Origin of the sequence: Umezawaea sp. (assembly GCF_036375055.1) — a bacterium.
Taxonomy (GTDB): domain Bacteria; phylum Actinomycetota; class Actinomycetes; order Mycobacteriales; family Pseudonocardiaceae; genus Umezawaea.
In genome coordinates this window covers 1-24510 of record NZ_DASUSQ010000101.1, presented here as the reverse complement: position 1 = coordinate 24510, position 24510 = coordinate 1, and the positions used below count along the sequence as shown (strand labels likewise).

General features: G+C 72.5%; 23 protein-coding genes and 1 rRNA gene. 8 read left to right on the top strand and 16 right to left on the bottom strand.

Features of this window, described 5'->3' with window-relative positions:
• Window positions 1-24 precede the first annotated feature (24 nt).
• A complete protein-coding gene (locus tag VFZ92_RS26625; protein WP_330878771.1) occupies window positions 25-948 on the bottom strand; it encodes a LysR family transcriptional regulator in 924 nt (307 codons plus the stop codon).
• A 74-nt stretch (window positions 949-1022) separates the two neighbouring features.
• On the opposite strand from VFZ92_RS26625, the gene dapA reads away from it, so the two are divergent.
• The 4 genes from dapA to VFZ92_RS26605 all read left to right on the top strand — a co-directional run bounded on the left by dapA (window position 1023) and on the right by VFZ92_RS26605 (window position 3631).
• Entirely contained in the window at window positions 1023-1913 is an 891-nt protein-coding gene (dapA, locus tag VFZ92_RS26620) for a 4-hydroxy-tetrahydrodipicolinate synthase (protein ID WP_330878770.1), read from the top strand.
• A 35-nt stretch (window positions 1914-1948) separates the two neighbouring features.
• Window positions 1949-2779: an alpha/beta hydrolase gene (locus VFZ92_RS26615; protein ID WP_330878769.1), complete on the top strand. Its 831-nt coding sequence runs from the start codon at window positions 1949-1951 to the stop codon at window positions 2777-2779.
• 83 nt (window positions 2780-2862) lie between these two features.
• Entirely contained in the window at window positions 2863-3051 is a 189-nt protein-coding gene (locus tag VFZ92_RS26610) for a helix-turn-helix domain-containing protein (RefSeq protein ID WP_414720024.1), read from the top strand.
• A 4-nt stretch (window positions 3052-3055) separates the two neighbouring features.
• Window positions 3056-3631 carry a nucleotidyltransferase family protein gene (locus VFZ92_RS26605; protein ID WP_330878768.1) on the top strand — a complete coding sequence of 192 codons (576 nt, stop codon included), beginning with the start codon at window positions 3056-3058 and terminating at the stop codon, window positions 3629-3631.
• Here the strand turns inward: VFZ92_RS26605 and VFZ92_RS26600 are convergent.
• On the bottom strand, window positions 3611-4765 hold the full coding sequence (locus VFZ92_RS26600) for an MFS transporter (RefSeq protein ID WP_330878767.1): 1155 nt from the start codon (window positions 4763-4765) through the stop codon (window positions 3611-3613). The genes VFZ92_RS26605 and VFZ92_RS26600 overlap by 21 nt on opposite strands.
• On the bottom strand, window positions 4758-5531 hold the full coding sequence (locus VFZ92_RS26595; protein ID WP_330878766.1) for a DeoR/GlpR family DNA-binding transcription regulator: 774 nt from the start codon (window positions 5529-5531) through the stop codon (window positions 4758-4760). Before VFZ92_RS26595 ends, VFZ92_RS26600 begins: the two co-directional genes overlap by 8 nt.
• A gap of 106 nt (window positions 5532-5637) precedes the next feature.
• Between VFZ92_RS26595 and VFZ92_RS26590 the strand changes: the two genes are divergently transcribed.
• Entirely contained in the window at window positions 5638-6378 is a 741-nt protein-coding gene (locus tag VFZ92_RS26590; protein ID WP_330878765.1) for an SIS domain-containing protein, read from the top strand.
• A gap of 99 nt (window positions 6379-6477) precedes the next feature.
• Complete coding sequence (locus VFZ92_RS26585; RefSeq protein ID WP_330878764.1) at window positions 6478-8088, top strand: penicillin-binding transpeptidase domain-containing protein; 1611 nt, start codon at window positions 6478-6480, stop codon at window positions 8086-8088.
• Here the strand turns inward: VFZ92_RS26585 and VFZ92_RS26580 are convergent.
• The 4 genes from VFZ92_RS26580 to VFZ92_RS26565 all read right to left on the bottom strand — a co-directional run bounded on the left by VFZ92_RS26580 (window position 8060) and on the right by VFZ92_RS26565 (window position 12939).
• Entirely contained in the window at window positions 8060-9958 is a 1899-nt protein-coding gene (locus tag VFZ92_RS26580; protein ID WP_330878787.1) for an ABC transporter ATP-binding protein, read from the bottom strand. The two genes, VFZ92_RS26585 and VFZ92_RS26580, sit on opposite strands and share 29 nt — an antisense overlap.
• Before the next feature lie 97 nt (window positions 9959-10055).
• Window positions 10056-10856 (bottom strand): enoyl-CoA hydratase/isomerase family protein, encoded by an 801-nt coding sequence (locus tag VFZ92_RS26575; RefSeq protein ID WP_330878763.1) that lies wholly within the window; start codon window positions 10854-10856, stop codon window positions 10056-10058.
• 67 nt (window positions 10857-10923) lie between these two features.
• Window positions 10924-11133, bottom strand: coding sequence for a helix-turn-helix domain-containing protein (locus VFZ92_RS26570; protein ID WP_030473247.1), 210 nt, complete (start codon window positions 11131-11133; stop codon window positions 10924-10926).
• Window positions 11134-11310: 177 nt separating this feature from the next.
• Window positions 11311-12939 carry an ABC-F family ATP-binding cassette domain-containing protein gene (locus tag VFZ92_RS26565; RefSeq protein WP_330878762.1) on the bottom strand — a complete coding sequence of 543 codons (1629 nt, stop codon included), beginning with the start codon at window positions 12937-12939 and terminating at the stop codon, window positions 11311-11313.
• Between the two features lie 152 nt (window positions 12940-13091).
• Between VFZ92_RS26565 and VFZ92_RS26560 the strand changes: the two genes are divergently transcribed.
• Window positions 13092-13865 (top strand): SDR family oxidoreductase, encoded by a 774-nt coding sequence (locus tag VFZ92_RS26560; RefSeq protein WP_330878761.1) that lies wholly within the window; start codon window positions 13092-13094, stop codon window positions 13863-13865.
• A 51-nt stretch (window positions 13866-13916) separates the two neighbouring features.
• Here the strand turns inward: VFZ92_RS26560 and VFZ92_RS26555 are convergent, their stop codons facing one another.
• The 6 genes from VFZ92_RS26555 to VFZ92_RS26530 form a co-directional block, all read right to left on the bottom strand.
• The gene (locus VFZ92_RS26555) at window positions 13917-15098 is read right to left on the bottom strand and encodes a cytochrome P450 (RefSeq protein ID WP_330878760.1); all 1182 of its coding nucleotides are present in this window, start codon (window positions 15096-15098) and stop codon (window positions 13917-13919) included.
• 108 nt (window positions 15099-15206) lie between these two features.
• Complete coding sequence (locus VFZ92_RS26550) at window positions 15207-15689, bottom strand: hypothetical protein (RefSeq protein ID WP_330878759.1); 483 nt, start codon at window positions 15687-15689, stop codon at window positions 15207-15209.
• Complete coding sequence (locus VFZ92_RS26545; RefSeq protein ID WP_330878758.1) at window positions 15682-16206, bottom strand: SigE family RNA polymerase sigma factor; 525 nt, start codon at window positions 16204-16206, stop codon at window positions 15682-15684. Before VFZ92_RS26545 ends, VFZ92_RS26550 begins: the two co-directional genes overlap by 8 nt.
• Before the next feature lie 19 nt (window positions 16207-16225).
• On the bottom strand, window positions 16226-16630 hold the full coding sequence (locus tag VFZ92_RS26540) for a hypothetical protein (RefSeq protein ID WP_330878757.1): 405 nt from the start codon (window positions 16628-16630) through the stop codon (window positions 16226-16228).
• Between the two features lie 185 nt (window positions 16631-16815).
• The gene (locus tag VFZ92_RS26535) at window positions 16816-17481 is read right to left on the bottom strand and encodes an acVLRF1 family peptidyl-tRNA hydrolase (protein WP_330878756.1); all 666 of its coding nucleotides are present in this window, start codon (window positions 17479-17481) and stop codon (window positions 16816-16818) included.
• Complete coding sequence (locus VFZ92_RS26530) at window positions 17478-18062, bottom strand: hypothetical protein (protein WP_330878755.1); 585 nt, start codon at window positions 18060-18062, stop codon at window positions 17478-17480. The genes VFZ92_RS26535 and VFZ92_RS26530 overlap by 4 nt, the downstream gene beginning before the upstream one ends.
• Before the next feature lie 677 nt (window positions 18063-18739).
• On the opposite strand from VFZ92_RS26530, the gene VFZ92_RS26525 reads away from it, so the two are divergent.
• Window positions 18740-19363 carry a hypothetical protein gene (locus tag VFZ92_RS26525; protein WP_330878754.1) on the top strand — a complete coding sequence of 208 codons (624 nt, stop codon included), beginning with the start codon at window positions 18740-18742 and terminating at the stop codon, window positions 19361-19363.
• 109 nt (window positions 19364-19472) lie between these two features.
• Here the strand turns inward: VFZ92_RS26525 and VFZ92_RS26520 are convergent, their stop codons facing one another.
• The 3 genes from VFZ92_RS26520 to rrf all read right to left on the bottom strand — a co-directional run.
• A complete protein-coding gene (locus VFZ92_RS26520) occupies window positions 19473-22229 on the bottom strand; it encodes a S8 family serine peptidase (RefSeq protein WP_330878753.1) in 2757 nt (918 codons plus the stop codon).
• Window positions 22230-22589: 360 nt separating this feature from the next.
• The gene (locus VFZ92_RS26515; RefSeq protein ID WP_330878752.1) at window positions 22590-24158 is read right to left on the bottom strand and encodes a dGTP triphosphohydrolase; all 1569 of its coding nucleotides are present in this window, start codon (window positions 24156-24158) and stop codon (window positions 22590-22592) included.
• Between the two features lie 239 nt (window positions 24159-24397).
• Window positions 24398-24510, bottom strand: a 5S ribosomal RNA gene (gene rrf, locus VFZ92_RS26510); the annotation flags it as partial.

Below are 24510 nucleotides of genomic sequence, written 5' to 3'. Positions count from 1 at the left end.
CGCGGTTGGGCAGTGCGATCCAGATCACAGGGACTTCACGCCGTCGGGCGGTCCGGTCGGGGGACGCAGTTCGGCGAGCACCGCGCGGACGGCCGGACTGGCGTCGGCGCTGCGCCGCCAGGCCGCGGTCACCGCCCGTTCCGGGCGCCGCCGCAGCCTCCGGGAGACCAGCTCCTCGCCCAGCGGCGGGCGGGCCAGGCGCGGGATCAGGGCGACCACCTCACCCGAGGCGACCAGGGAGAGCTGGGTGGCGAAGTCGTCGACCAGGTGGCGCACGTCGTGCTCCCCCGGCACGTCGGCGATCAGGCGGCGGAACCACTGGTGGCACACCGAACCGGGCGGGCTGGTGACCCAGGCGTGGCCCGCGAGGTCGGCGCGGTCGAGCGGCTCGTCGACGAGTGCGAGCGGGTGCTCCCGGTGCACGACGAGGTCGCCGACGTCGGTGTGCAGGTGGCGCTGGACCACCGAGGGCGGCGGGGACGGCGGCAGCCCGTCGGCGTCGTGGACGAGGGCGAGGTCGGCCGCGCCGGACTCGACGGCGTGGAGGGCCTGGTCGGGGTCGCGCTCGACGACGTGGACGCGCAGGTCGGGGTGGCGCGCGGACAGCCGGGGGATGGCGGGTGCGAGCAGCCCGCGGACCGCGGTCGAGAAGGCGGCCACCCGGAGCACGCCGCTCGGTGTGCCCTCGGAGGCGGACCTGGCCGCCTCGACGCAGCGTTCGAGGGCCTGGAACACCTCCGACGCCGAGTCGACGACGGCCTGGCCCGCCGGGGTCAGCACGACCCCGCGGCCCGCGGGCGCGAGCACGGGCACACCGACCTGCCGTTCCAGCCTCTTGATCTGCTGGGACACCGCGGAGGCCGTGAACCCCAGCTCGTCGGCGGCCCGCGACAGCGTTCCCAGCTCGGCCACCGACCGCAACGCGCGCAACGCGCCGACGTCAACCATGAAGCAACGCTACGCGGTACCGGCAAAAAACCATCGCTGGACCGCAGCAGTGGGGCGCGGGCAGCATCGGAGCCATGACCGATCAGCTCTTCGGCTCGAACGTCGTCGCCATGGTGACCCCGATGACCCCCGACGGCGCGCTCTGCGAGCCGGGGCTCGCCGCGCTCGTGGACCACCTGCTGGCCACCGGCTGCGACGGGATCGTCGTCGGCGGGACCACCGGGGAGTCGCCCACCCTGACCGACGCGGAGGCCGCCCGGCTCGTGCGCGCCGTGGCGGACCGGTCGCACGGCCGGGCTCGGGTGATCGCCGGGGTCGGCACCTACGACACGGCCGCCAGCGCCGACCGGGCCCGCGCAGCCGAGGCCGCCGGGGCCGACGCGCTGCTGCTCGTCTGCCCGTACTACTCCCGGCCGACCCAGGCCGGGGTGGTGGCGCACTGCACGACCGTCGCCGACGCCACCGACCTGCCGGTGATGCTCTACGACATCCCGGCGCGCACCGGCACCGCGATGGAGGAGGCCACGCTGGTCGACCTCGCGGACCACCCCCGGATCCGGGCGGTCAAGGACGCCAAGGGCGACCTGTTCGAGGCGGTGTCCGTCATGGCCCGCACGCCCCTGGCCTACTACTGCGGCATCGACGAGCTGAACCTCGCCTACCTCGCGTGCGGCGCGACGGGGGTGGTCAGCGTCGTGGGCAACGTCGTCGCCGACCGCAACGCCGAGCTGATCCGCGCGGTCCGCGGCGGCGACCTCGACTCGGCGAGGGCCCTCCAGCGGTCGCTGATCCCGCTGGTGGACGCCGTCATGAGGACGTCCCAGGGGGCGATCATGGCCAAGGCCGCGCTGGCCGCGCTCGGGATCATCCCGCACGCGTCGGTGCGCCTGCCGCTGCTCGAATCGCCGCCGCCGCACCTCGAACGGCTGGCGAGCGCCCTGGCGACCGTCGCCGCGCCCGTCTGAGCGCGGGCGCGGGAGCCACGCGTTAAAGTCCGGCCGTGGTCGAACACCTGAGCATCCCCACCCCCGCGGGCACCTTCGACGCCATCGGCGCGGGTCCCGAGGACGGCCGTCCCGTCCTGCTGCTGCACGGGTTCCCGCAGGGCGCGTCGTGCTGGGACCACCAGGTGGAGGTGCTCGGCGCGCAGGGCTACCGGGCGGTCGCGCCCGACCAGCGCGGCTACTCCCCCGGCGTGCGGCCGACGACCGTGGCCCAGTACGGCACCGGCGAACTCGTGGGCGACGTGCTGGCCGTCGCGGACGAGCTGGCGTGGCCGGTGTTCGACCTCGTCGGCCACGACTGGGGCGCCGCGGTCGCGTGGCACACCGCCGCCGACCACCCGGACCGGCTGCGGTCGCTGACGGCCGTGTCGACGCCCCACCCGGCGGCGCTGGCGAACGCGATCCGCACGGACGAGGACCAGCACGCGCGGTCGGCGTACATGACCGAGTGGCGGAACTCGAACACCGAGAAGCGGATGCTCGACAACGACGGCGAGGCCCTGCGCAGGCTGTTCGAGTGGAAGGTGTCGCCGAGCAAGGTCGACGAGTACGTGCGGCGGCTGTCGGAGCCGGACGCGATGACGGCGGCGCTCAACTGGTACCGGGCGAGCCGCGCGGGCAGCCGGGTCGAGAAGGTGACCGTGCCGACGATGTACATCTGGAGCACGGAGGACCCCGCGTTCGGTTCGGCTGCGGCGTTCGACACGGAGAACTGGGTGAGCGGGCCCTACCACTTCCAGATGGTGGAGGACGTGTCGCACTGGATCCCGGACGAGGCGTCGGAGCTGCTGAGCAGCCTGCTGATCGCCCACCTGTCCGTGCGCTGAACGCCCGCCCCGCGGCGGGAATTCCCCCGTGGCGAATGTCGGCCACACGTGAACCGTTGAAGCTTCTACAACGTGATCAGGGCATGACGAAGGAGTTGACCTACTCGGAGTGGCGAGTCGCGACCCTCGCCGCCGCCGGCCACACCAACCGAGCGATCGCGAAACGCCTGCACATCACCGTGAGCACGGTCGAACAGCACCTGACCAGGGTGTACCGGAAGCTCGGCGTGGGCCGCAGAGCCGACCTGATCGGACACGAGGCCCTAGTCTGAGGGCATGTCGATCGCCGGGTTGCTGCTCGCCGCCGGAGCCGGGCGCCGGTTCGGCACGCCGAAGGCGCTGGTCTCCCACCGCGGGTCCCTGTTCGTCGAGTCGGCGGCGGGCACGCTGGGGCTGGCGGGGTGCGACCCGGTCGTCGTGGTGCTCGGCGCCGCCGCGGAGCAGGTCAGGGCACGGGCGTCGCTCGGCCCCGCGCTCGTGCTGGACAACCCCGGCTGGACGACCGGGATGGGCTCCTCGCTGCGCGTCGGGCTGACCGCGGTGGCGGCCACCTCCGCCACCGCCGTCGTGGTGCTCCCCGTGGACACACCGGGGGTGACCGCCGAGGCCGTGCGACGGCTGGCGGCGCTGGCCACCCCCGACGCGCTGGCCAGGGCCTCCTTCCACGGCGAGCCGGGTCACCCCGTGCTGATCGGCCGCGATCACTGGGCGGGTGTCCTCGCGACCTCGACCGGCGACGCGGGCGCCCGCGACTACCTGCGCGCCCACGACGTGCTCGCCGTGCCGTGCGAGGACGTCGCGGACGGCGCGGACGTGGACCGGGTGGAGGACCTAGCCCGCTGGGCGCAGTGACCTCGCCGCCAGCGCGATCCCCAGGCAGCACACCGGGAGCACGGCGAGCGCGAGCGTCAGCGACGTGGCGTGCGAGAGCAGGCCGATCAGCGGGGGCCCGAGCAGGAACCCGGCCCAGCCCGCCGTCGCGACACCGGCGATGGCCTGCCCGGCGTGCGCGTCGGACTGCGCCGCGGCGGAGCTGAACACCACCGGCACGATGCACGCGATGCCGAGGCCGAACAGCGCGAAACCCAGCAGCGCCAACCAGAACTGGCCCGCGATCAGCGCGATGGCGAAGCTGGTGCCGCCCAGCGCGGCCAGCACGCCGACCACGCGCGCCGGTCCGAACCGCGCGACCCAGCCGTCGCCGCCGACCCGGCCGAGGAACATCATCACCGCGAACACCGCGTAGCCGAGCCCGATCCGCCCGACCGGCACGCCGACGGTGTCGCGCAGGTAGACCGCGGCCCAGTCGCCGATCGCGCCCTCGCAGAGCAGGCCGCCGAACATGATGGCGCCCAGGACGAGCACGCGGCGGTCGCGCCACGGCAGGCCGAGCTTGTGCTCGTCGACCGCGCGGTCGTCGCCGAACATGCCGCGCGTCAACGGCCACGCGGCCAGGAGCAGCAGCACCGTGAACACGATCATCTGGGTGCGCAGGTCGACCCCGAACGCGACGGCCGCCCCGCCGATCCCGACGCCGACGAACGCGCCCGCGCTCCACCAGGCGTGGAAGCTCGACAGGATCGGCCTGCCGTAGGCGGATTCGACCGCGATCCCCTGGGAGTTCATGGCCACGTCGAGCGCGCCCTGGAACCCGCCCCAGAACGCGAGAGCGACGAACAGCAGCACCGGCGACGGCGCGAAGCCGAGCGCGGGCGAGACGAGGGCGTAGGCGGGGAACGTCAGCAGCACCACGCGCCTGCTGCCCCACCTCGCGATGGCGCCACCGGCGGCGAGCATCGCGACCACCGACCCGACGGGGGCGCCCAGCAGGGCGAGCCCGAGCGTGCCGTCGTTGAGGCCGAGGCGGTCCTTCACGTCGGGGATGTGCGGGGTCCACGCGGCGAACACGGCGGCGTGCACCGCGAACACCAGCGCGGTGGACACGCGCGCCACCCCGGGCCGCGCGGTGAGCAGGGCGTCAGACAAGGTGGACCTCCACTCCGGCGTCGCGCAGGGCGGCGACCTCGTCGGCCGGGGCGTCCTCGTCGGTGACGAGGACGTCGATCGCCTCGATCGGGCACACGCGGCCGAAGGCGGTGCGACCGAACTTCGAGCTGTCCACGGCGGCGATCACGCGGGCGGACGCGGTGACGGCGGCCTTCTTCACGGCGCCCTCCTGGAGGTCGTGCGAGGAGATGCCGTTGCGCACGCTCAGCCCGCAGCTGCCGAGGACCATGGTGTCGAAGCGCATGACCTCGAACGCGTGCTCGGTGAGCGGCCCGATGAACGACAGCTCGCCGGGGCGCAGGTCTCCGCCGGGCAGCACCAGGCGGACGCGGTCGGCGCCCTTGAGGGCGTTGGCGACGTGCAGGTTCAGCGGCAGCACGGTCAGCCTGCGGTCGACCAGCAGCCGGGCCGCCTCCAGCGTCGTGGTGCCGCCGTCGACCACGATGCTCTCGCCGTCGTCGATCAGCTCGACGACGCCGAGCGCGATGCGCCGCTTCACGTCGAGCCGGTGCTTGCCGCGCGCGGCGTACGGGGTCTCCTCGCCGGTCAGCATCCCCACGGCGGCACCGCGCACCCGGCGCAGCAGGTCGTCGCGCTCCAGCGTGTCGAGGTCCCGCCGGACGGTCATCTCCGAGCAGCCGATCAGCTCCGCGAGGGCCGCCACGGTCACCCGTTCACCGTGGCGGAGGCTCTGGAGGATCAGCTCATGCCGCTTCGCACTTTCCACGTGTTCATACGAACACATGACTTGTTCGAACCACAAGGCTTTCGCGAAGACCATCCATCAGGTAGGACTACCCGTGCCCAGTGGTGTGGACCACTGCCGCCCCGCGACGATGGAGGATCACCGCATGACGAGCGAGACCGTGACCGGATCCGACTATGGCAACGTGGTGCGCGACCACCTGCTGAGGGTGGAGCAGCAGAACGCGTCCGCGCTCGACGACGTGGCCGAGCTGGTCCTGGCGAGCGTGCTCGCCGACGGCATGCTCCTCACGGCGGGCGCGGGCCACTCGCTGGCCGCGGTGGCGGAGACGTTCTACCGGGCGGGTGGCCTCGCGTGCGTGCGCCCCGTCTACCACCCCGAGCTGCTGCCGATGCACGGCGCGATCAGCAGCACCGCCGCCGAGCGCCGCTCCGGCCTGGCCGCGGAGGTGCTGCGCGACACCGGTCTCGCCGCCCACGACGTGCTGTTCGTGTTCTCCACCTCCGGCGTGAACCCCTACCCCGTCGAGCTGGCGATCCAGGCCGTCGACGCGGGCTGCCCGGTCGTCGCGGTCACCTCGGTCGCGGCCAGCGCACTGGCCCCGCGCCGCGCGGGCACCACCCTCGCCGAGGTCGCGACCGTGGTGCTGGACAACGTGGTGCCGCCCGGCGACGCCACCTACCCCGCCGACAAGCCCGTGACGGCGGCGATCTCCACGGTCGCCACGGCGTTCCTGTGGAACCTGCTGATGGTGCGGCTCCACGACAAGGCCGCCGAGCAGAAGGTGGAGCTGCCGCTGTGGCGGAGCGCCAACGTCGAGGGCGGCGACGCGGCGAACGCCGACCTGCTGCGGCACTACCAGACCCGGATCCCGCAGCTGGGCTGACGGGATCCGGCACTTCACCGCCGAATCGCCACCGAACCTCCACACCCGCTCGCTACGTTGCGGGGCAGGGGTTGGCCGCACGTGGGGGGTATCGGGTAGATGAACGCGAGAACGCGCCGGATCGTGCTGGTCACCGGAGGCCTGACGGCGGCGGCGGTGATCGGGGTCGGCGGTGCCGTGGTCCTGGCGGGCGCCGGGCCCGACACCGCGGGTGGACCGGGCTCCAAGGTGACCGCGTCCACCCCGGCGGTGGCCGGGCCCGCCGCGGTCGCCAAGGACTTCTTCGTGGCCCTCGCCGCCGGGGACACGGCGACGGCGGCGGCGCAGACGGATGCCGAGCAGGCCGCGGTGCCGGTGCTCGACAGCGTCAAGGCCGGGATGGGGCCCGCGACGGTCGCGGCCGTGGTGGGCTCGGCGTCCACCGCGACCGCGGACGACACCGCGGCCACGGTCGCGGTGGACCTCGCGTGGACGCTGCCCGGCGGTGCCCCGTGGTCGTACCGGACGACGGTGGACCTCGAGCGGGACGCCACGCGGTGGCGCGTGCACTGGACGCGGGCGGTGCTGCACCCGCGGCTGGCCGAGGACCAGTCGCTGAAGTTCCTCCCGCTGTCCGGTGACGGCGCGCTGCTGGACCGCGACGGCCAACCGGTCCCCGCGGACACCGGCGCCTACGCCTCCGCGATCATGCCGGGCGTCCGCACCGCCGTGGGCGGCCTCGGCGGCACGCCGGGCTGGCAGGTCGTGGCGGTCGACGCGGCGGGCGCGCCCGTGACCACCCTGGAGGAGAAGGCGGCGGTCGTCACGAAGTCCGCGACCCTCACCCTCGACCCCTCCGTGCAGAACGCGGCCCAGGCGGCCGTCGACGGCGTCCCGCGGCAGGCGGCGGTCGTCGCCCTCGACACGACCAACGGCGAGGTCCTGGCCGTGGCGCAGAACGCGGCCGCGACCGCCACCGGACCGATCGCGCTCGGCTACCTGCACGAACCGGGGTCGACGTTCAAGGTGGTCACCGCCGCGGCGGCCATGGCGAACGGCGGCGTCACCGTCGACACGCCCGTCGAGTGCCCCGGCGAGGCCACCATCGGCACCCGGCGCATCCCCAACGAGGGGAGGTTCGACCTGGGCGAGGTCCCGCTGCGCACGGCGTTCGCCCGGTCCTGCAACACCACGTTCGGCACGCTGTCGGCAGGCCTGCCCGCCACGGCGCTGACGGACGCGGCGCTGGGGTTCGGGATCGGCGCCGACTTCACCGTCGCGGGCCTCACCACCAACACCGGCAAGGTCCCCCCGGCCCAGGACGTCGCGTCGCGGGTGGAGAACGGCATCGGCCAGGGCACGGTGCAGACCACGCCGTTCGGCATGGCGCTGGCCGCCGCGACCGTGGCGACCGGGCGGACCCCGACGCCGACGCTGATCCGCGAGATCCCCACGGTCGTCAACACCGCCCCCACCGGTCTGCCCGCGGGGGTCGCCCAGGCCCTGCGGCCGATGATGCGCGAGGTCGTCACCAGCGGCACCGCGACGGCGCTCGCCCCGTACGGCCAGGTGTTCGGCAAGACCGGCACCGCCCAGTTCGGCGACGGCACCGGCTCGCACGGCTGGTTCGTCGGCTACCGGGGCACGGTCGCGTTCGCGGTGCTGGTGGTGGACGGCGGCTCGTCGACAGCGGCGGTCGCCGTCACAGGGGCGTTCCTGGGCGCTCTGTGACGAGGGAGAACTTCGGCGTCGTCACCACGCTGACCTGGGGATTCTCGTCGAACTGGGTGTGGTGGAGCTCGGCGTAGCGGCCGTCGGCGGCGAGGAGGTCCTGGTGGCTGCCGCGCTCCACGACCTCCCCGTCCTCCACCACCAGGATCTGGTCGGCCGCGCGGATCGTGGACAGCCGGTGCGCGATCACCAGCGCGGTCCGGCCCCGCAGCGCCTCGGTCAGCGCGGCCTGCACCGCCGACTCGGACTCCGAGTCCAGGTGCGCCGTCGCCTCGTCCAGGATGACCACGCGGGGCCGGGCCAGCAGCAGGCGCGCGATGGTCAACCGCTGCCGCTCGCCACCGGACAGCCGGTACCCGCGCTCGCCGACGACGGTCTCCAGCCCGTCCGGCAGCGACTCGACCAGCGTCTCCAGCCGGGCGCGCGCGACGGCGTCCCGCAGCTCCTCGTCGCTCGCCGACGGGCGCGCGTAGAGCAGGTTCGCCCGGATCGTGTCGTGGAACAGGTGCCCGTCCTGCGTCACGACGCCGACGGCGCCGCGGATGTCGTCGAACCCGAGTTCGCGGACGTCCACACCGGACAGCCGGACGGAGCCGGACTCCACGTCGTACAGCCGGGGGACGAGCGAGGCGATCGTCGACTTGCCCGCCCCGGACGACCCCACCAGCGCCACCAGCTGGCCGGGCTCGGCCGTGAAGCTGATGCCGTGCAGCACCTCCTGGCCGCCGCGGGTGTCGAGCGTGCTCACCGACTCCAGCGAGGCCAGCGACACCTTGTCCGCCGACGGGTAGCCGAACCGGACGTCGGCGAACTCCACCGAGACCGGGCCGTCGGGCACGCGCTTGGGCTCGTCGGCCTCCGCGACCATCGGCTTGAGGTCGAGCACCTCGAAGACCCGCTCGAACGACACCAGCGCGGTCATCACGTCGACCCGCGCGTTGGCCAGCGCGGTCAGCGGCGCGTAGAGCCGCGACAGCAGCAGCGCCAGCGACACCACGGTGCCCGCCGCGAGGTGCCCGGTCAGCGCCAGGTACCCGCCGAGCCCGTAGACCAGCGCCTGGGCCAGCGCGGACACCAGCGTCAGGCCGGTCATGAACCACCGGGTGGCCATCGCGGTCTTCACGCCGATGTCGCGCACGCGCAGGGCGCGGTCGCCGAACTCCTCGGCCTCCTCGCGCGGGCGCCCGAACAGCTTCACCAGCGTCGCGCCGGGTGCGGAGAACCGCTCGGTCATCTGCGTCGTCATGCCCGCGTTCAGGTTCGCCGCCTCGCGCTGGAGGTCGGCCATCCGGTTGCCCATGCGGCGCGCGGGCAGCACGAACACCGGCAGCAGCAGGAGCGCGAGCACGGTGACCTGCCACGACAGGGTGAGCATCACGACCAGGGTCAGCGACAGCTGGATGACGTTGGTGACCACGCCCGACAGGGTCGAGGTGAACGCGCGCTGGGCGCCGATCACGTCGTTGTTGAGCCTGCTGACCAGCGCGCCGGTGCGGGTGCGGGTGAAGAACGCGACCGGCATCCTCTGCACGTGCTCGAAGACGGCGCGGCGCAGGTCGTAGATCAGGCCCTCGCCGATGCGGGTCGACTGCCACCGCTCGGCCAGGCCGAGCGCGGCGTCGACCACGGCGATCACCGCGATGGCGACGGCCAGCCACACGACGACCGAGACCGCGCGGCCCTGCACGATGGCGTCGACGACCCGGCCCGCCAGCAGCGGCGTGCTCACCGCCAGCACCGACGACACGACGGTGAGCAGCAGGAACGCGATCAACTTCGCCCGGTGCGGCCGGGCGAACGTGAGCACTCTGCGCAACGTGCCCGCTCGAACGCCCTTGGGCGCGTCGGCCGCGCGCATCGCGCTCATCATCAGGCCCCAACCACCGAATCCACTGTCCACGTCGTGAGTCAACACCACGTGGAACAGCGTGCTTCCCTGTTCGCCGACAGGCGAACCGCCGGTGGGGCTACTGGGCGAGGGCGGCGAACTCCGCGAGCCTGCGCAGCTGCGCCTCGCGCTCCAGCGCCAACTGCTCCCCCGCCGACGCGCCACCCGCGGCGGCGGCGATCAACGCGAGCGTCTCCCGCACGGCACCCGGCATCGCCCGCAGCACCGGGGCGGTGAACTCGTCCACCGCGGCGTCCAGGCCGTCGACGGGCACGACCGCGTTCGCGAGGCCGATCCGCAGCGCTTCCTCGGCGCCCACCCGGCGCCCGGTCACGCAGATCTCGGCGGCGCGCGAGTACCCCACCGCCCTGACCAGGGGCAGCGTCCCACCGAGGTCGGGCACGAGGCCCAGCGACGTCTCCGCCATGGAGAACGAGACGTCCTCGGCCACGATCCGCACGTCGCACGCCAGGGCCAGCTGGAACCCGGCCCCGATCGAGTGGCCCGCCACGGCGGCCACCGTCAGCCTGGACGGGTCGCGCAGCCAGCGGAAACCCTCCTGGAACTCGGCGATCAGCGCCGCACCGGCCTCGGGCCCGCGCGCCACGATCTCCGAGAGCCCCGGCTCCCCCGGCACCCCGCCCGCGAACATCCGCCGGTCCAGTCCGGCGGAGAACGCACGACCAGAACCCCGGACGACCACCACGAGGACGTCCGGGTCCAGGCCTGCACCGATCGCCCGCAACGCCTGCCAGGTGGAAGGCGTCTGCGCGTTGAGCACATCGGGGCGGTCGAGGGTGATGGTCGCGCGCGGCCCGTCCACGACGAGCCGCACACCGCCACGTTCCAGCAGACCGGCATCGATGGGTGTGGCCGACATGCTGGAACCTCCGGGTCCGGGCAGGCGCCACCCAGTGTTCAGCGCCCTGTTGTTACCGGAGGGTAGCTTACTTCTTCTTGGTTCGGGTGGCGCCACCTCGACCGCGCAGCGTGACACCGGACTCGGACAGAACCCGGTGGACGAAGCCATAGGAGCGCCCGGTCGACTCAGCCAACGCCCGGATGCTCGCGCCCTTTTCGTACTTCTTCTTCAGGTCAGCGGCCAGCTTGTCCCGTGTGGCGCCGGTGATCCGGGCGCCCTTCTTCAGGTCAGCCACCATGTCCCGCCTTCCGTCCGAGCAGGTCGGGCCGCTTTCGGGCCCCTGTCGTCGCAATGATCGAACACGACGGGGCAGAACGCCAGGCGATCATGCAAAATGATCTGTCCGTGACCACATGATCACGGACAGCCACCCCTTTGATCACGCTTGCCGAAAAGGGCTGCTTCCCTTGGCTCAGGCCAACTGCACGAGTTCCAGGTAGTCCGCGGACCAGTGGTCCTCGGTCCCGTCGGGGAGAAGGATCACCCGCTCGGGCTCAAGGGCCTCGACCGCTCCGGGGTCGTGCGTGACCAGGACGACGGCCCCCTGGTAGCGGCGCAGCGCGTCCAGGACCTGCTCGCGGCTGGCCGGGTCGAGGTTGTTCGTCGGCTCGTCGAGCAGCAGCACGTTCGCCGCGCTGGACACCAGGCCCGCGAGCGCGAGCCGGGTCTTCTCGCCACCGGACAGGGTGCCCGCGGGCTGGTCGAGCTGCTCGCCGCTGAACAGGAACGTGCCGAGGAGCTGCCGGAGCTGCTGCTCCTGGGTGTCCGGGGCGGCGTGGCGGATGTTCTCCCACACGCTGGCGCCGTGGTCGAGCGTCTCGTGCTCCTGCGCGAAGTAGCCGACCTTCAGGCCGTGGCCGGGGATCAGCGAGCCCGCGTCGGGGCGCTCCATCTGGCCGAGCAGGCGCAGCAGCGTCGTCTTGCCCGCGCCGTTGAGCCCGAGGATCACGACGCGCGAGCCCTTGTCGATGGCGAGGTCGACGCCGGTGAAGATCTCCAGCGAGCCGTAGGACTTGCTCAGGCCCTCCGCCATCAGCGGGGTCTTGCCGCACGAGGCGGGCTCGGGGAAGCGGATCTTCGCGACCTTGTCGGCCACCCGCGTCTCGTCCAAGCCCGCGAGCATCTTCTCGGCGCGCTTGGCCATGTTCTGCGCGGCGACGGCCTTCGTGGCCTTCGCGCGCATCTTGTCGGCCTGCGCCAGGAGGACGCCCGCCTTCTTCTCCGCGTTCGCGCGTTCGCGGCGGCGGCGCTTCTCGTCGGCGGCGCGGGCTTCGAGGTACTTCTTCCAGCCCATGTTGTACAGGTCGACCTCGCCGCGCGTGGCGTCGAGGAACCAGACCTTGTTCACCACGTCGTCGAGCAGCTCCACGTCGTGGCTGATCACGACGAGGCCGCCCTCGTGCGACTTGAGGAAGCCGCGCAGCCAGGAGATCGAGTCGGCGTCGAGGTGGTTCGTGGGCTCGTCGATGAGCAGGATCGTGCTGGACTTCGCGCCCACACCGGCCTCGGAGGCGGCGAACAGGATGCGCGCCAGCTCGACGCGGCGGCGCTGACCGCCGGACAGCGTGCTCAGCGGCTGCGCCAGGATCCGGTCCGCCAGGCCGAGGTTCGCGCAGATGCGCGCGGCCTCGCTCTCGGCCGCGTACCCGCCGAGCGCGGAGAAGCGGTCCTCCAGCTTGCCGTAGCGGGTGACGGCCTTGTCCAACTCCTTGGCGTCGACCAGTTCCGCCATCGCGGACTGCGTCTTCTCCATGTCCCGCAGGATCTGGTCGAGGCCGCGCGCGGAGAGCACGCGGTCCTTCGCGATCACCGAGAGGTCGCCCTCGCGCGGGTCCTGGGGCAGGTAGCCGAGTTCGCCGGTGCGGCGCACGTCGCCGCCGTAGGGCAGGCCCTCGCCCGCCAGCACGCGCAGCGACGTCGTCTTGCCCGCGCCGTTGCGGCCGACGAGGCCGATGCGGTCGCCGGGCTGGACGCGGAGGTTGGCCTCCGAGAGCAGGATGCGCGAACCCGCGCGCAGCTCGATGTTGGTAGCCGTGATCACAGCGGAACTCCAGGTGGGGTGGTCATGCGGAACAGAGGGGTCGGCGGAGGAACACGCGCTGGACCTACTCGATCAGGATGACCACGGCACCAGTCTACGGGCTGCGCGCCAACGAATTCGCCACATGTGGGCACCGGCATACATTTGCGCGCATGACGGACACGTTCGCAGGGAAGACGGCGCTGGTCACGGGCGCGAGCCGGGGAATCGGTCTCGGCATCGCCCACGAACTGCTGACGCTCGGGGCGTCGGTCGCGATCACCGGGCGCAAACCGGACGCGATCACCGGGGCCGCGCGGACGCTCGCGCAGGACACCGGGGTGCCGCCGGACCGGGTGCTCGCGCTGGCGAGCAACGCGGGCGACGACGACGACCGCGCGTCGGCCGTGGCCGCGGTCCTGGAGCGGTTCGGGCGGGTCGACGTGCTGGTCAACAACACCGGCATCAACCCGGTCTTCGGTCCGCTCGTGGAGGCCGACCTCGGGGCCGTGCGGAAGATCTTCGACGTGAACGTGGTGGCGGCACTGGGTTTCACCCAGCTCGTGTGGAAGGCGTGGATGGCCGAGCACGGCGGCTCGATCGTGAACGTCGCGTCGGTGGGCGGGCTCCGGTCCACCGGCGTGATCGCCGCGTACGGGGCGAGCAAGGCGGCGCTGATCCGGCTGACCGAGGAGCTGGCGTGGCAGCTCGGCCCGGACGTGCGGGTCAACGCCGTCGCGCCCGCCGTGGTGAAGACCCGCTTCGCCGAAGCGCTCTACACCGGCCGCGAGGAGGAGGCGTCCCGGCAGTACCCGCTCAAGCGCCTCGGCACGCCGGAGGACGTCGCCCGGCTGGTGGCGTTCCTCGCCTCCGACGCCGCCGCGTGGATCACCGGCGAGACCGTCCGCGTGGACGGCGGGCTGCTGGCCACCGGCACCCTCGGCTGACCGCGCGCCGAACCCCCGGCCCCCGTCGTCCGGAGGTTCGGCGTCCGCCGGTCAGAGCGAGACGCGCAGGGACGACAGGCGCCAGGTGCCGGGGTCGGGCGCGCGCCGCGCCGACGTGACCGCGAGCGCGGGGAAGCGGCGCAGCAGCGCGGAGAGCGCCGCCTCGGTCTGCACCTTGGCCAGCGAGGCACCGAGGCAGAAGTGCGGGCCGTGGCCGAAGCCGAGGTGACCTGCGCCGGACGGGCGGGTGATGTCCAGCTCCTCGGGCGCCGTGAACGCGCGGGGGTCGTGGTTGGCCGCCGCGACGGCGGCCGTGACGGCGTCGCCCTGGTGCACGAGGGTGCCGAACAGCTCGACGTCCTCGGTGGCGTAGCGCGGGATCGCCAGCAGGGTCGGGCCGGACCAGCGGATCAGCTCCTCCACGGCGCGCGGCATCAGCGAGTCGTCGGCCCGCAGCGCCGCCAGCTGGTCCGGGTGCTCGTGCAGGGCGAGCACGGCGTTCGGCACCAGGTTCGCGGGCGTCTGCCCGGCGAGCACCAGGTGCCACACCAGCGTGACCAGCTCGGTCTCGCTCAACCGGTCGCCGTCGGCGTCGCGCACCCGGACGAGGTCTGCGAGCAGGTCGCCGTCCGGTGCGTCGCGACGGCTCGCCACGGCGGCCTCGGCACCCGCCATGATCGCGGGGATGGCGTCGGCGAACCCCTGGCCGTGGCCCGCCGCGATGGTCGCCGCGTGCTCGCGCCACGCGGGCCGGTCCTCCGCCGGGATGCCGACCAGCTCGCAGATCACGTCGATCGGCAGCAGCCACGCGAAGTGCCGCAGCAGGTCCACCGACCCGTCCTCGACGTGCGACGGCAGGTCGTCGAGCAGGCCGTCGACGATCGGCTCGATCCGCCCGCGGAACTCGGCGGCGCGGCGCGCGGTGAACGCGGGCGACACCAGCCTGCGCAGCCTCGTGTGCTCGGGGCCGTCCATCTCGGACATGGTCCGCATGTACCTCAGGCAGTGCTCGGGGATGCCGGGCGGGCGGATGAAGCTGTCGGCGTTGATCTCGAACCTCGGGTCGCCGAGCACGGCGCGGGCGTCGGCGTGCCGGGTCAGCGCCCACAGCGGGTTCATGCCGGGGATCAGGATCCTGGCCAGCGGCGAGGCCTCCCGCGCGTCCCCGTAGGAGGTGAACGGGTCGCGCACGACGTCGGGGTCGCTGAGGTCGATCTCGGGGGTGGTGGTCATGGGGGTTCTCCCGGTGCGAGGACGTCGAATCCAGATGATCAGATCATCTGGATGATGACGGTATCCGGATTTCGGGCGTGCGGCAAACACCGGGGAGGAGCGGGGCGACTACGGGGTCCGGGTCACCTGGATCGACGTGCTGCCCATCGGCGTGACCTCGGTGCCGGTGGTCGTCGTCACCACCGGTTCCTCGGGGACGGACGTGCTGCTGGGGGACGCGGTGGGAGAGGTGGAGGTCGTGGACGTGGAGGGCGGTCGCGACGTCTCCGGGGCCGAGGACACGACCGAGGACTCGGGCGGCGGGGTCGTGGACGGCGGGACCTCGACGGGCTCGGACACCGACGTGGTGCTCGACGGCCCGGCGGGGTCGACGGGACCGCTCGGCACGTCCCCCGGCTTGAGCGCCAGCGCGAGCACGGCGGCCACCACGACCGCGGTCGTGCCGACGCCGCTGCCGACGACGGCCATCGTGCGCCGCCGCTTCCTGACCGCCTCGCCACTGCTGATGATGTCGTCGGCCGTGAGCCCCCGCACCGGCATCGGCGCCGCGCGCAACTGCTCGAAGGTGCTCTTCAGGTCGTCCTCACGCACGGCGAGACACCTCCTGCCACAGGTCGGCGTACTGGGGTCCGAGGCGGTGGCGGAGCGTCGCCACGCCTCGGGCGCTCTGGCTCTTGACCGTCCCCGTCGAGCACCCGAGCGCCGAGGCGGTCTCCTCGACGCTCAGGTCGTGCCAGAACCGCAGCACCAGCACGGCCCGCTGCCGGGCGCCGAGGACCGACATCGCCTGCCACACGACGAGCCGGTCCTCGACGTGCTCCCCGCCGGAGGGCATCTCCGGCGGGGAATCCGTCAGCTTCTCGCGCCGCCACCTCATCCGCCTGCGTTCGCCGATGAACGTGCGCACCACGATCTTGCGGGTGTAGGCGGCCAAGCCGTCCCTCCTGGCCAGCTTGGGCCCCGCGAGGTACAGCTTCAGGAAGGCGGCCTGCACCACGTCCTCGGCCTCGTGCCAGTTGCCGCACAGCAGGTAGGCCGTGAAGCGCATCGAATCGGCGGTGAGGTCGAAGTGCCGGGTGAACTCGGCGTTCCAGGTCGGGTCGGTCACGCGTGTCGTGCTCTCCCGCTCAGCGGTTGGTGGTGGACGGAGCCGTGGTCACGGGGTAGGAGACGCCGGGGGAGGTGGTGGTCGTGGTCGTCGGGGCCGGGGGCGTGGACGCTACCGGCGGCACCGACGCGCCGGGGCTGGTGGTCACGGTCGGCATCGGCGTCACCTCGACCGGAGCGGACGGCGCGGGCGTGACCTCCACCGGCGTCGACGGCATCGGCGTCACCTCGACCGGAGCGGACGACGACGTCGCGCTCGGCGTCGTGGGGATCGAGCTCTGCGGGGACGTCGAGACCACCGGGCGGGAGGTCGAGGTGGGCGCAGGCGCCTTGTCACCGCCACCGGACGCCAGCGCGATCGTGGGGACGGCGATGCCGATCCCGCCGAGCGCCACGGCGGCCACCACAACGAGTCGTTTGCGCACTTGCTGCTCCTAGGGGGTTGGGCGGGCGGCTCGTTCGCCGCCCTCACCCCTATCCATGCGATGGGCCGCCGTGCGGGTTGCACCGACTTCTTCCGGCCCCACCGAACGGGGCCCAGGCCGTTCGACCAGGTCACCGGGCCCGAACCCGATCGAACCGCCCTCCATCCACCCTCCGGTGACACGGGTCACAGGCCATGCCGCTCGGGCGGTCGGACGACGACCTCCACCGCCCGCGCCCGCACGGCGGCCTCGTCGAGCACGGCGCGGCGGGGTTCGGCGACGTCGAGCACCCGCTCCCCCGCCCTGGCGAACACCGCGGCCAGCCGCCGGTCGGCGCGCAGCACGTCCAGCGCCTGCCGGTCACCGCCCAGCACCACCGCGTCCAGCGAGTCCACGGCCGGGGCCAGCACGCGGACCGCGTCCGAGGCCGCGGCCTCCAGGGCGACCCGCGACTGCCCCTCCCGGCGGCGCGCGAACCGCCGCTGCGACCACCCGCCCGCGCTGGAGCGGCCGTGCACCTGGCGGCTGCCGGTGGTCGAGACCTCCACGACGCCGTTCACCGCGATCCCGACGCTGTGCCCGCCGAGCCGGACCAGCAGCAGACCGATCCGCCGCGGGAGCAGCGCGTGCTCGACCAGGCAGGCGACGGTGGGGGTGGCGAGCGGGGGGAACGGCACGTCCACCTCGGCGCGCGTCCCGTCGACCGCGTGGACCACCAGCCGGTCACCGTCGCCCGCCGTGCGGGACAGCCCGCCGTGCCGCGCGGCGAACCGCTCGAACCAGCCCGCGAGGCGCTCCGGCTCGACCTCGACCGCCCGGCCGCCGCCCGCGACCGCGCGGACGCGGCTCAAGCGGGGGCCACCGCGACCCACACCGGCAGCGGGTGGCCGCTCTCACCGGGCAGGAGCCGCTGCACGGCGCCGAACCCCGCGAGCGCGAACTGCTCGGCCATCTGCTCGGGGGTCAGGACGCGGTGCCTGGTCGCGACCGAGGACGCGATCTGCCACGTCCCCAGCGCGCGCTCCAGCTGCACGACCTCCAGCTCGTAGGACTCGCCGTCGTTGGACCAGTCCCACAGCTGCACCGTCACCTGGCGGCTCTCGCCGCGGCCGAGGACCTTCGGCGGTGCCGTGATCGGGCGGAGCCTGCTGAGCCGGTCCAGCTCGGGAACGGCGGCGACGAGGATCCCGCCGGGCCGGAGGCACTTGCGGGCCAGGAGGAAGGCCTGGTCGAGGGCACCCTCGTGGGCGAGCCTCGGCACCAGGTCGTCGCTGGCGCGCACCACGTCCACCACGCGGCCGTAGGGCTGTCGCGTGACGTCCATCAGGTCGATGATGCGGTGGTCACCGGGGCCGAGGACGGCCCGCGCGACCTCGACGAGCACGTCCTCCGGCTCGTGGGGTCCGGTGGCGTAGTCCTGGCCCGAAGTCACCGTGGACACAGTAGAGCCACCCGATCAGGCGTCGCCAGTAGGTGTGCGGTCGCTGGTGGCCCGGCACGGTCGGCACCGGACCACCACGACGGCACAACCGACACCGAAGGGGGTTTTCCCGCACATCCAGCGCCTCGTGCACAATGTTACCGACGGGTTCACACTGGGCGAAGGACCAACGATCACCACTTGACAGATAGGCGTCAACAGAGAAAACGTGTAACCCGTACGGACCAACCATTGACTCCATCCGGTCGCCACCAACACCAATCGTTGGCGGGTAGGGTCACTTGGGCGTGATCTAATGACAGCGGGGAGTCACCATGACCAACGCTGCCGGTCGACCTACTCTGTCTGTCGAAGACATCGATTCGACGGGCCACGGCAGTCTGGCGCAGCTCCTGACCACGGGACCGTTTCCCGAGGCCCTGAGAGCCGCGATCAAAGCGAGTCGGCTCAGCCTGGACCGCATCCAGCACCGATTGGGCCTGCGCGGGGTCACCATCAGCGTCGCTACGCTCAGTTACTGGCAGTCGGGTCGTCGTCGACCCGAGCGGCCGGAGTCGCTGGAGGCGCTGCGACACCTCGAATCCGTCCTGGGCGTCCCGCAGGCGGGTCTGTCGGCCCTCCTCGGGCCACCTCGTCCGCGCGGACGGCGCTGCCGCCCCACCACGATGATGCCCATCGACGCGCTCTGGGCGCGGCGCGAGCGGGTCGCCGACCTGCTCAGCAAGGTGGACACGACCTCCGACGTCAAGCTCGGGCGGATCAGCCAGCACGACCGCATCGACATCGCCGCCGACGGCGGCCAGCGCTCCATCTGGGTGCGGCAGATCCTGCGCGCCGAGCAGGACGGCCCTGACCGCTGGGCGCTGGTGTTCGAGACCGAGGAGTCCGACGTGCTGCCGGAGGTCGCGAACCTCCGCAACTGCCACCTCGGCAGGGTCGCCGAGGACACCGACGCCAACATCATGGTCGCCGAGATGATGTTCGACCGCCCCCTCGCGCGGGGCGAGACCATCATCATGGAGTACGAACTGGTCTTCCCCGAGGGGCACTACCCCGCGGGCAACAACACCTTCGCGCGCAAGTTCCGCCTGCCCGTGCGCGAGTACGTGATCGAGGTCAGGTTCGACCAGTCGAACCTGCCCGCGCGCTGCCAGCAGTACAGCCTGCCCGCGGGTGACGAGACGCCGTCGCGGCGCCGGAACCTCACGCTGGACAACGCCGGTGGCGTGCACGCCGTGGCGCTGGGCTTCGGTCCCGGCGTGTTCGGCGTCCGCTGGGAGTGGCCCAAGTAACCCGGTCCCCCTTCACACGTGAACGGCCCCCGCTGAGCAGCGGGGGCCGTTCACGTGTGAAGGGGTGGTGTGGTGGCCCCCGACGCGTCAGGGGCCACCACCGGGCGAACTAGGACACGTACCCCGCGAGGTGCAGCGACACGGCGCGCAGGGAGCCGACGTCGGTGCCCGCGGCGTCGACGACCTTGAACGTCCAGGTGCCGTCCGCCGAACCGGCGGTCAGCGAGCCCAGCGTCCCCGAGGCGGGCTTCCAGGAGCCGGTGAACGGCGCCAGGGCCGACGTCACGGTGGAGAACGACGCCGCCGCGCTGTCGTCGAAGACGACCTTGCAGAGGTTGTTGCCCGCCGCGCCGGAGCGCGAGAACAGCGTGGCCGTCGCGCCCGTCGGCGAGGTCAGCGTGCCGACCAGGTCACCGACGAACGTGTGGTCGATGCCGACCGTGGGCGACGCGTCGGCGGTGGAGCAGGTGTCGCCGTCGACGGAGAACGTCACCTTCGACGCCCGGCCGACGCCGGTCACCGGGAACTGGACGCCGGCACCGACGGTGCTGTTGTCCGGGATCGCGATGGGGGCACCGCTGTAGGCGAAGTGCTTGAACTCGCGCGACGGCTCGCCGACGCCGATCTGGAACGACTTGGTCGTCGGCGAGGTGGAACCGGCGAACGTGACGCGGGCGTCGAGCTTCACCTGGTCACCGGGGACGAACGTGCCCGGCACGGTCACCTTGAAGGTGTTGGTGACGGTCTGGCCGACCTCGATGTTGCCGTAGGACTTCGACCTCGGCGCGATCGTCACGCCCGCGGTGGGCGTGGTGAGCACGACGCTGGTGGACGCGGCGGTGCCGTCACCGGAGTTGAGCACCGGCACGGTGACCGTGGAGGTGGTGCCCGGCTTCAGGTACTGGCTGCCGTCGGCGTCGTTGACGATCGTCGGCTTCTGGGCCGTGGCGAGGGCCTGCGGGCTGGCACCCGTGTAGGCCAGCGCGCGGTCGGCGAGCACGACGCCGACGCCCGAGCGGTTGTCCGTGCCCGGCTCGGCGATGTCGATCGCGGTCGCCGTGAGGGCTTCCTTGACCTCGGCCGGGGTGAGGGTCGGGTTGCCGGACAGGATCAGACCGGCGATGGCGGCGGCGTTCGGCGCGGCGGCCGAGGTGCCGAAGAACGGGTTGAAGCCGCTCACGCTGGTGGCGACGCCGTCGGCGGCGGTGAGGTCCGGCTTCTGCCGGGTCTCGGCGCCGGGGGTGCCGTCGGCCTTGAAGAACACCTTGCGCGGGCCGTCGGAGGTGAACCGCTCCAGCTTCGAGTCGGCGGTGAAGGTGCCGGGGTACGGGCCCTTCGGGTTCGCCGGGTCACCGGGCTCCAGGTCGAACGGGAGCGCGGAGGCGGCCGGGGCCGCGGCGACGCTGATGGCGCCCTTGGCGGCCGAGTGGCCGCGGGTCACGCCGGGGGTGGCGAACTTCTTGAGGCCGTCGGAGGAGTCCTTGAACCGGCCGCCCAGCGCGGACAGCGCGAGGTAGCGGTCCTCACCGCGGAACTTCACCACGGCCAGGCGCAGACCGGTGCCGGTGGCGGGGGTGTTGACCCGCTCGTACGGGTCGTGCGTGCCCTCCTGCGGGTTCTGGCTGAACGCCACGACCGCACCCTGCGCGTTGGTCACGTAGAGGTCGTAGTCGTTGGCGGACTGGCCGAGCGGGTCGGACCAGAACAGCGTGACCGGCACGTTGCCCGAGTTGTTCGACAGCGGGTTGAACACCTGCTTGGCGTTGGGGTTCGGGTCGAAGTCGTGGGCCGAGCCCGCGAACTTCCCGATGCTGACGCCGGAGTCGACGAAGTTGCCCTCCCAGTGGCCGGAGGTGCCCTCGGCGACGTTGCCCTCGTTGCCCGCGGAGGAGAAGTACACCGCGCCGTCGGCGGTGACCGCGTCGACCGCGCGGGCGATGATGCCGTCCTGGAACGGCGACTCGTTGAAGTACAGGACGTCGTCGACGATGACGTCGCAGCCGAGCTGGAAGCGCAGGCCCTTGATGTTGTCGGCGAAGCTGGCGTCGCCGTTGAACGCGGTGGCGAAGCCCAGCTCGGCGTTGGGCGCGATGTCGTGGAGGATCTCCAGCATCGCGGTGCCCTCGTCGCCGGAGCCCGCCTGGCCGGTGAGCACGTCGACGGCGGGCAGTTCGCCCGCGGCCTGCGAGGCGGTGAGCGAGCCGATGCCGTCGGACAGGGCGCAGAGCTTCACGCCGGTGCCGGTGACGTGGAACTGCGCGCGGGCGGTGTCGGCGGCGTGGGCGCGGTCGCCCTCACCGGTCTTCACGGCCTGCACGGAGATGAGCGCCTGGCGCGCCTTGGCCTCGACCTGCTTGGCCTTGGCCTCCTTGGACAGCTCGGCGCGCGGCTTCTTGCTCTTGGTGGTCTTGGTCTTGTCGAGGTGCGCGGTCATCGCGCCCACGGCCGTCTCGACCCGCTTGACGTCGCCGCGCTCGGCGAGCGCGCCGATCTGGGACAGCGGGATCTGCGCGCGCACGGTGGCGCCTTCGACGGAGAACGACCGGATGCCACCCCCGCCGCCGCGGATGGCGTTCAGCAGTTCGTCGCCGACCTTCTCGGCGCGGATGTCGACCAGGACGGTGTCACCGGACTGCACCTCGACCCCGGTCTTGAGGTCCGGCAGCGCCGACATCGTGCCGACCGAGGAGCGGCGGCGCTGCTCGACGACGAGCGCGCTGTCCACTTTGGACTCGGCTTTGGTGGTGGACTTCTTGATCTCCTGGAGTGCGGCGATCTGCTTCGCCGTCACGTCGGAGAAGTCCTTGCCCGCCTTGGCCGGAGCGGCCTGGGCGGGGGTGATGGAACCCAACGTGGCCAACAGCATCGCCGTCCCTGCGGCGATGAGGGATCTTCTTCGCGAACGGTGCAGTGGTGAGCGCACGGGCGTCTCCCCCGAAGTTGAGCGTGCCCCGACGCACGCGGCCTGTGATCCGGATCGAACCGGCCGCGTCAACGTATTGTGCCCGCCCGGATACGGTCAGCGTCCGTTTGGAGGACGTCTCAGTACGCGGGGCACCCAAGAGTTGACCGTTCACAGTGGATTGCCGCGCGATGGACGCGCGTCGCCGCACCCGAACGGCGGTGCTCGTTCGGACGAGTGGGCGCACGCGGTCGTTCGCCTTGCGCCGTCACGGGGAATTCCCACGGGGACTTCACCGCTGGTGTGCCGGGTGGTTCTCCCCGTTCACAGGACGAAGGCGTCCGTCCACAGCTGACCCGTCCGGCCGGACAGCGCTTCGAGCAGTGCCGCGGCCTGGTTGTCGGTCAACGACGCCACGAAGTCCACGACCGCCCGGCCGCGGGCGAGCGCGCGCACCGCGTCCTTCCCGGTCGGCGCCTCACCGGTCGCGCCGATGAGGGCGCGGGGCTGGGTGCGGGCGAGCGTCGCGTACTCGGTCTCGGCGAGTTCGACGAGGTCGTGCAGGCGCCTCGGCAGCCGGTCGGACTCGTGCCGGTCGGTCACCCACTGCTCCAGCGCCTCCACGAGCGCCGTGATCAGCCGGGCTTGGCCGCGCTGGTGCAGCGCCAGGTCCGGACGCAGCAGGACGAACCGCCGGTGCACGAACTTCAGCACCTGCACCTCGTGCCACTGCGGGACCGCGAGCACCACGTGCCCGGACCGGGTCGTCGGTTCCTCGACGACGCCGACCGCGTCGACCAGTCGCCGGGTCCACCGCGCGGAGAACCCGGCCACGGCCTGTTCCGCTTCGACCGAGCCGTCGAACGGCACGGACAGCAGTCCGTCCACGAGTTCGGTCCGGACCTTCGCCACGGCGGACGCGAACGCGTCGTCGTCGACCGCCCACGAGTCCTTCGCGTGCAGCCTGCGCCGCAGCGCTTCCAGCGACCGCCCCGGCCTCCGCTGCTGCTGGTCCAGCTCGGCCCGTGACAGGCCCGCCAGTTCGAGGCCCTCGTTCAGCCACGTCCCCAGTTCGGCCGCGACGGTCGCGTGCTGGAGCACACCGACGCGGTGGAAGTCCTCCAGGTCGTGGATGGCGTAGGCGATGTCGTCCGCCGTGTCCATGACCGACGCCTCGACGGTCTGCTGCCACCCCTCGACCCGCCCCTCGTAGGGGGCGCGGGCCTGCACCAGGTCCTCCAGCTCGGTCACGTAGGCGGAGAACTTCGCCGCCCCGGTCCCCGGCCCGTCCGACGGTTCGGCCGCGCCGCGCGGCGGGGCAGCCATGTCCCGCGGGTGCGCCTCCGGGTGCGACAGGCGGGTCCACGGGTACTTCAGCATCGCCGCCCGCACGGCGACGGTCAGGTCCAACCCCACGGCGGCGGGTCCGCGCACGTCGGTGGTCGTCACGATCCGGAACGACTGCGCGTTCCCCTCGAACCCGTCGGCGAGCCCGAGCCGGTGCCGCGCGATCCGGTCCAGCACCTGCTCCCCGAGGTGCCCGAACGGCGGGTGCCCCAGGTCGTGCGCCAGAGCCGCGGCCTCCACCACGTCCGGGTCGCACCCACCGAGCTTGTCCAACACCCCGACCAGCTCGGGCCGAGCGCACAACCGCTCCGCGATGGCACGAGCCGCCTGCGCCACCTTCAGGCTGTGGGTGAGCCGGTTGTGCACCAACAACCCCGACCCGGTCGAGCTGACGACCTGCGTCACCCCACCGAGGCGGGCGAAGAACGGCGAACTGGCCACCCGATCCCGGTCCGCCCGGAACGGGCTGGACGTCAGGTCGGCGGGCGACGTGCCCACAGCACCGGACCGACGAGCCGTGCGGGGGTCGGGGTGTTCGCTCTCCATGCCGAAACGGTAGACGACCGAACGGACTACTCCCCCACGACCCGACCAGCCGCAAAGCCACCACTACAGCCGCGACAACACCCCACCACCGACCGTCACGACCACCAGCCGAAAACTGTCGGACCCCTCCGCTAACTTGTGAATCGGGGGGCCCTCACCACCAGGCGACCCCCGCCCCGCCGAACGCACTAAGCCCTCAGGGGGAGTCCCTTAAAGGAACTCCCCCTGAGGGAAAAATTGTCCCGCAGCGACCTACTCTCCCACACCGTCACCAGTGCAGTACCATCGGCGCAGGAGGGCTTAACTACCGGGTTCGGAATGGGACCGGGTGTTTCCCCTCCGCTATGACTGC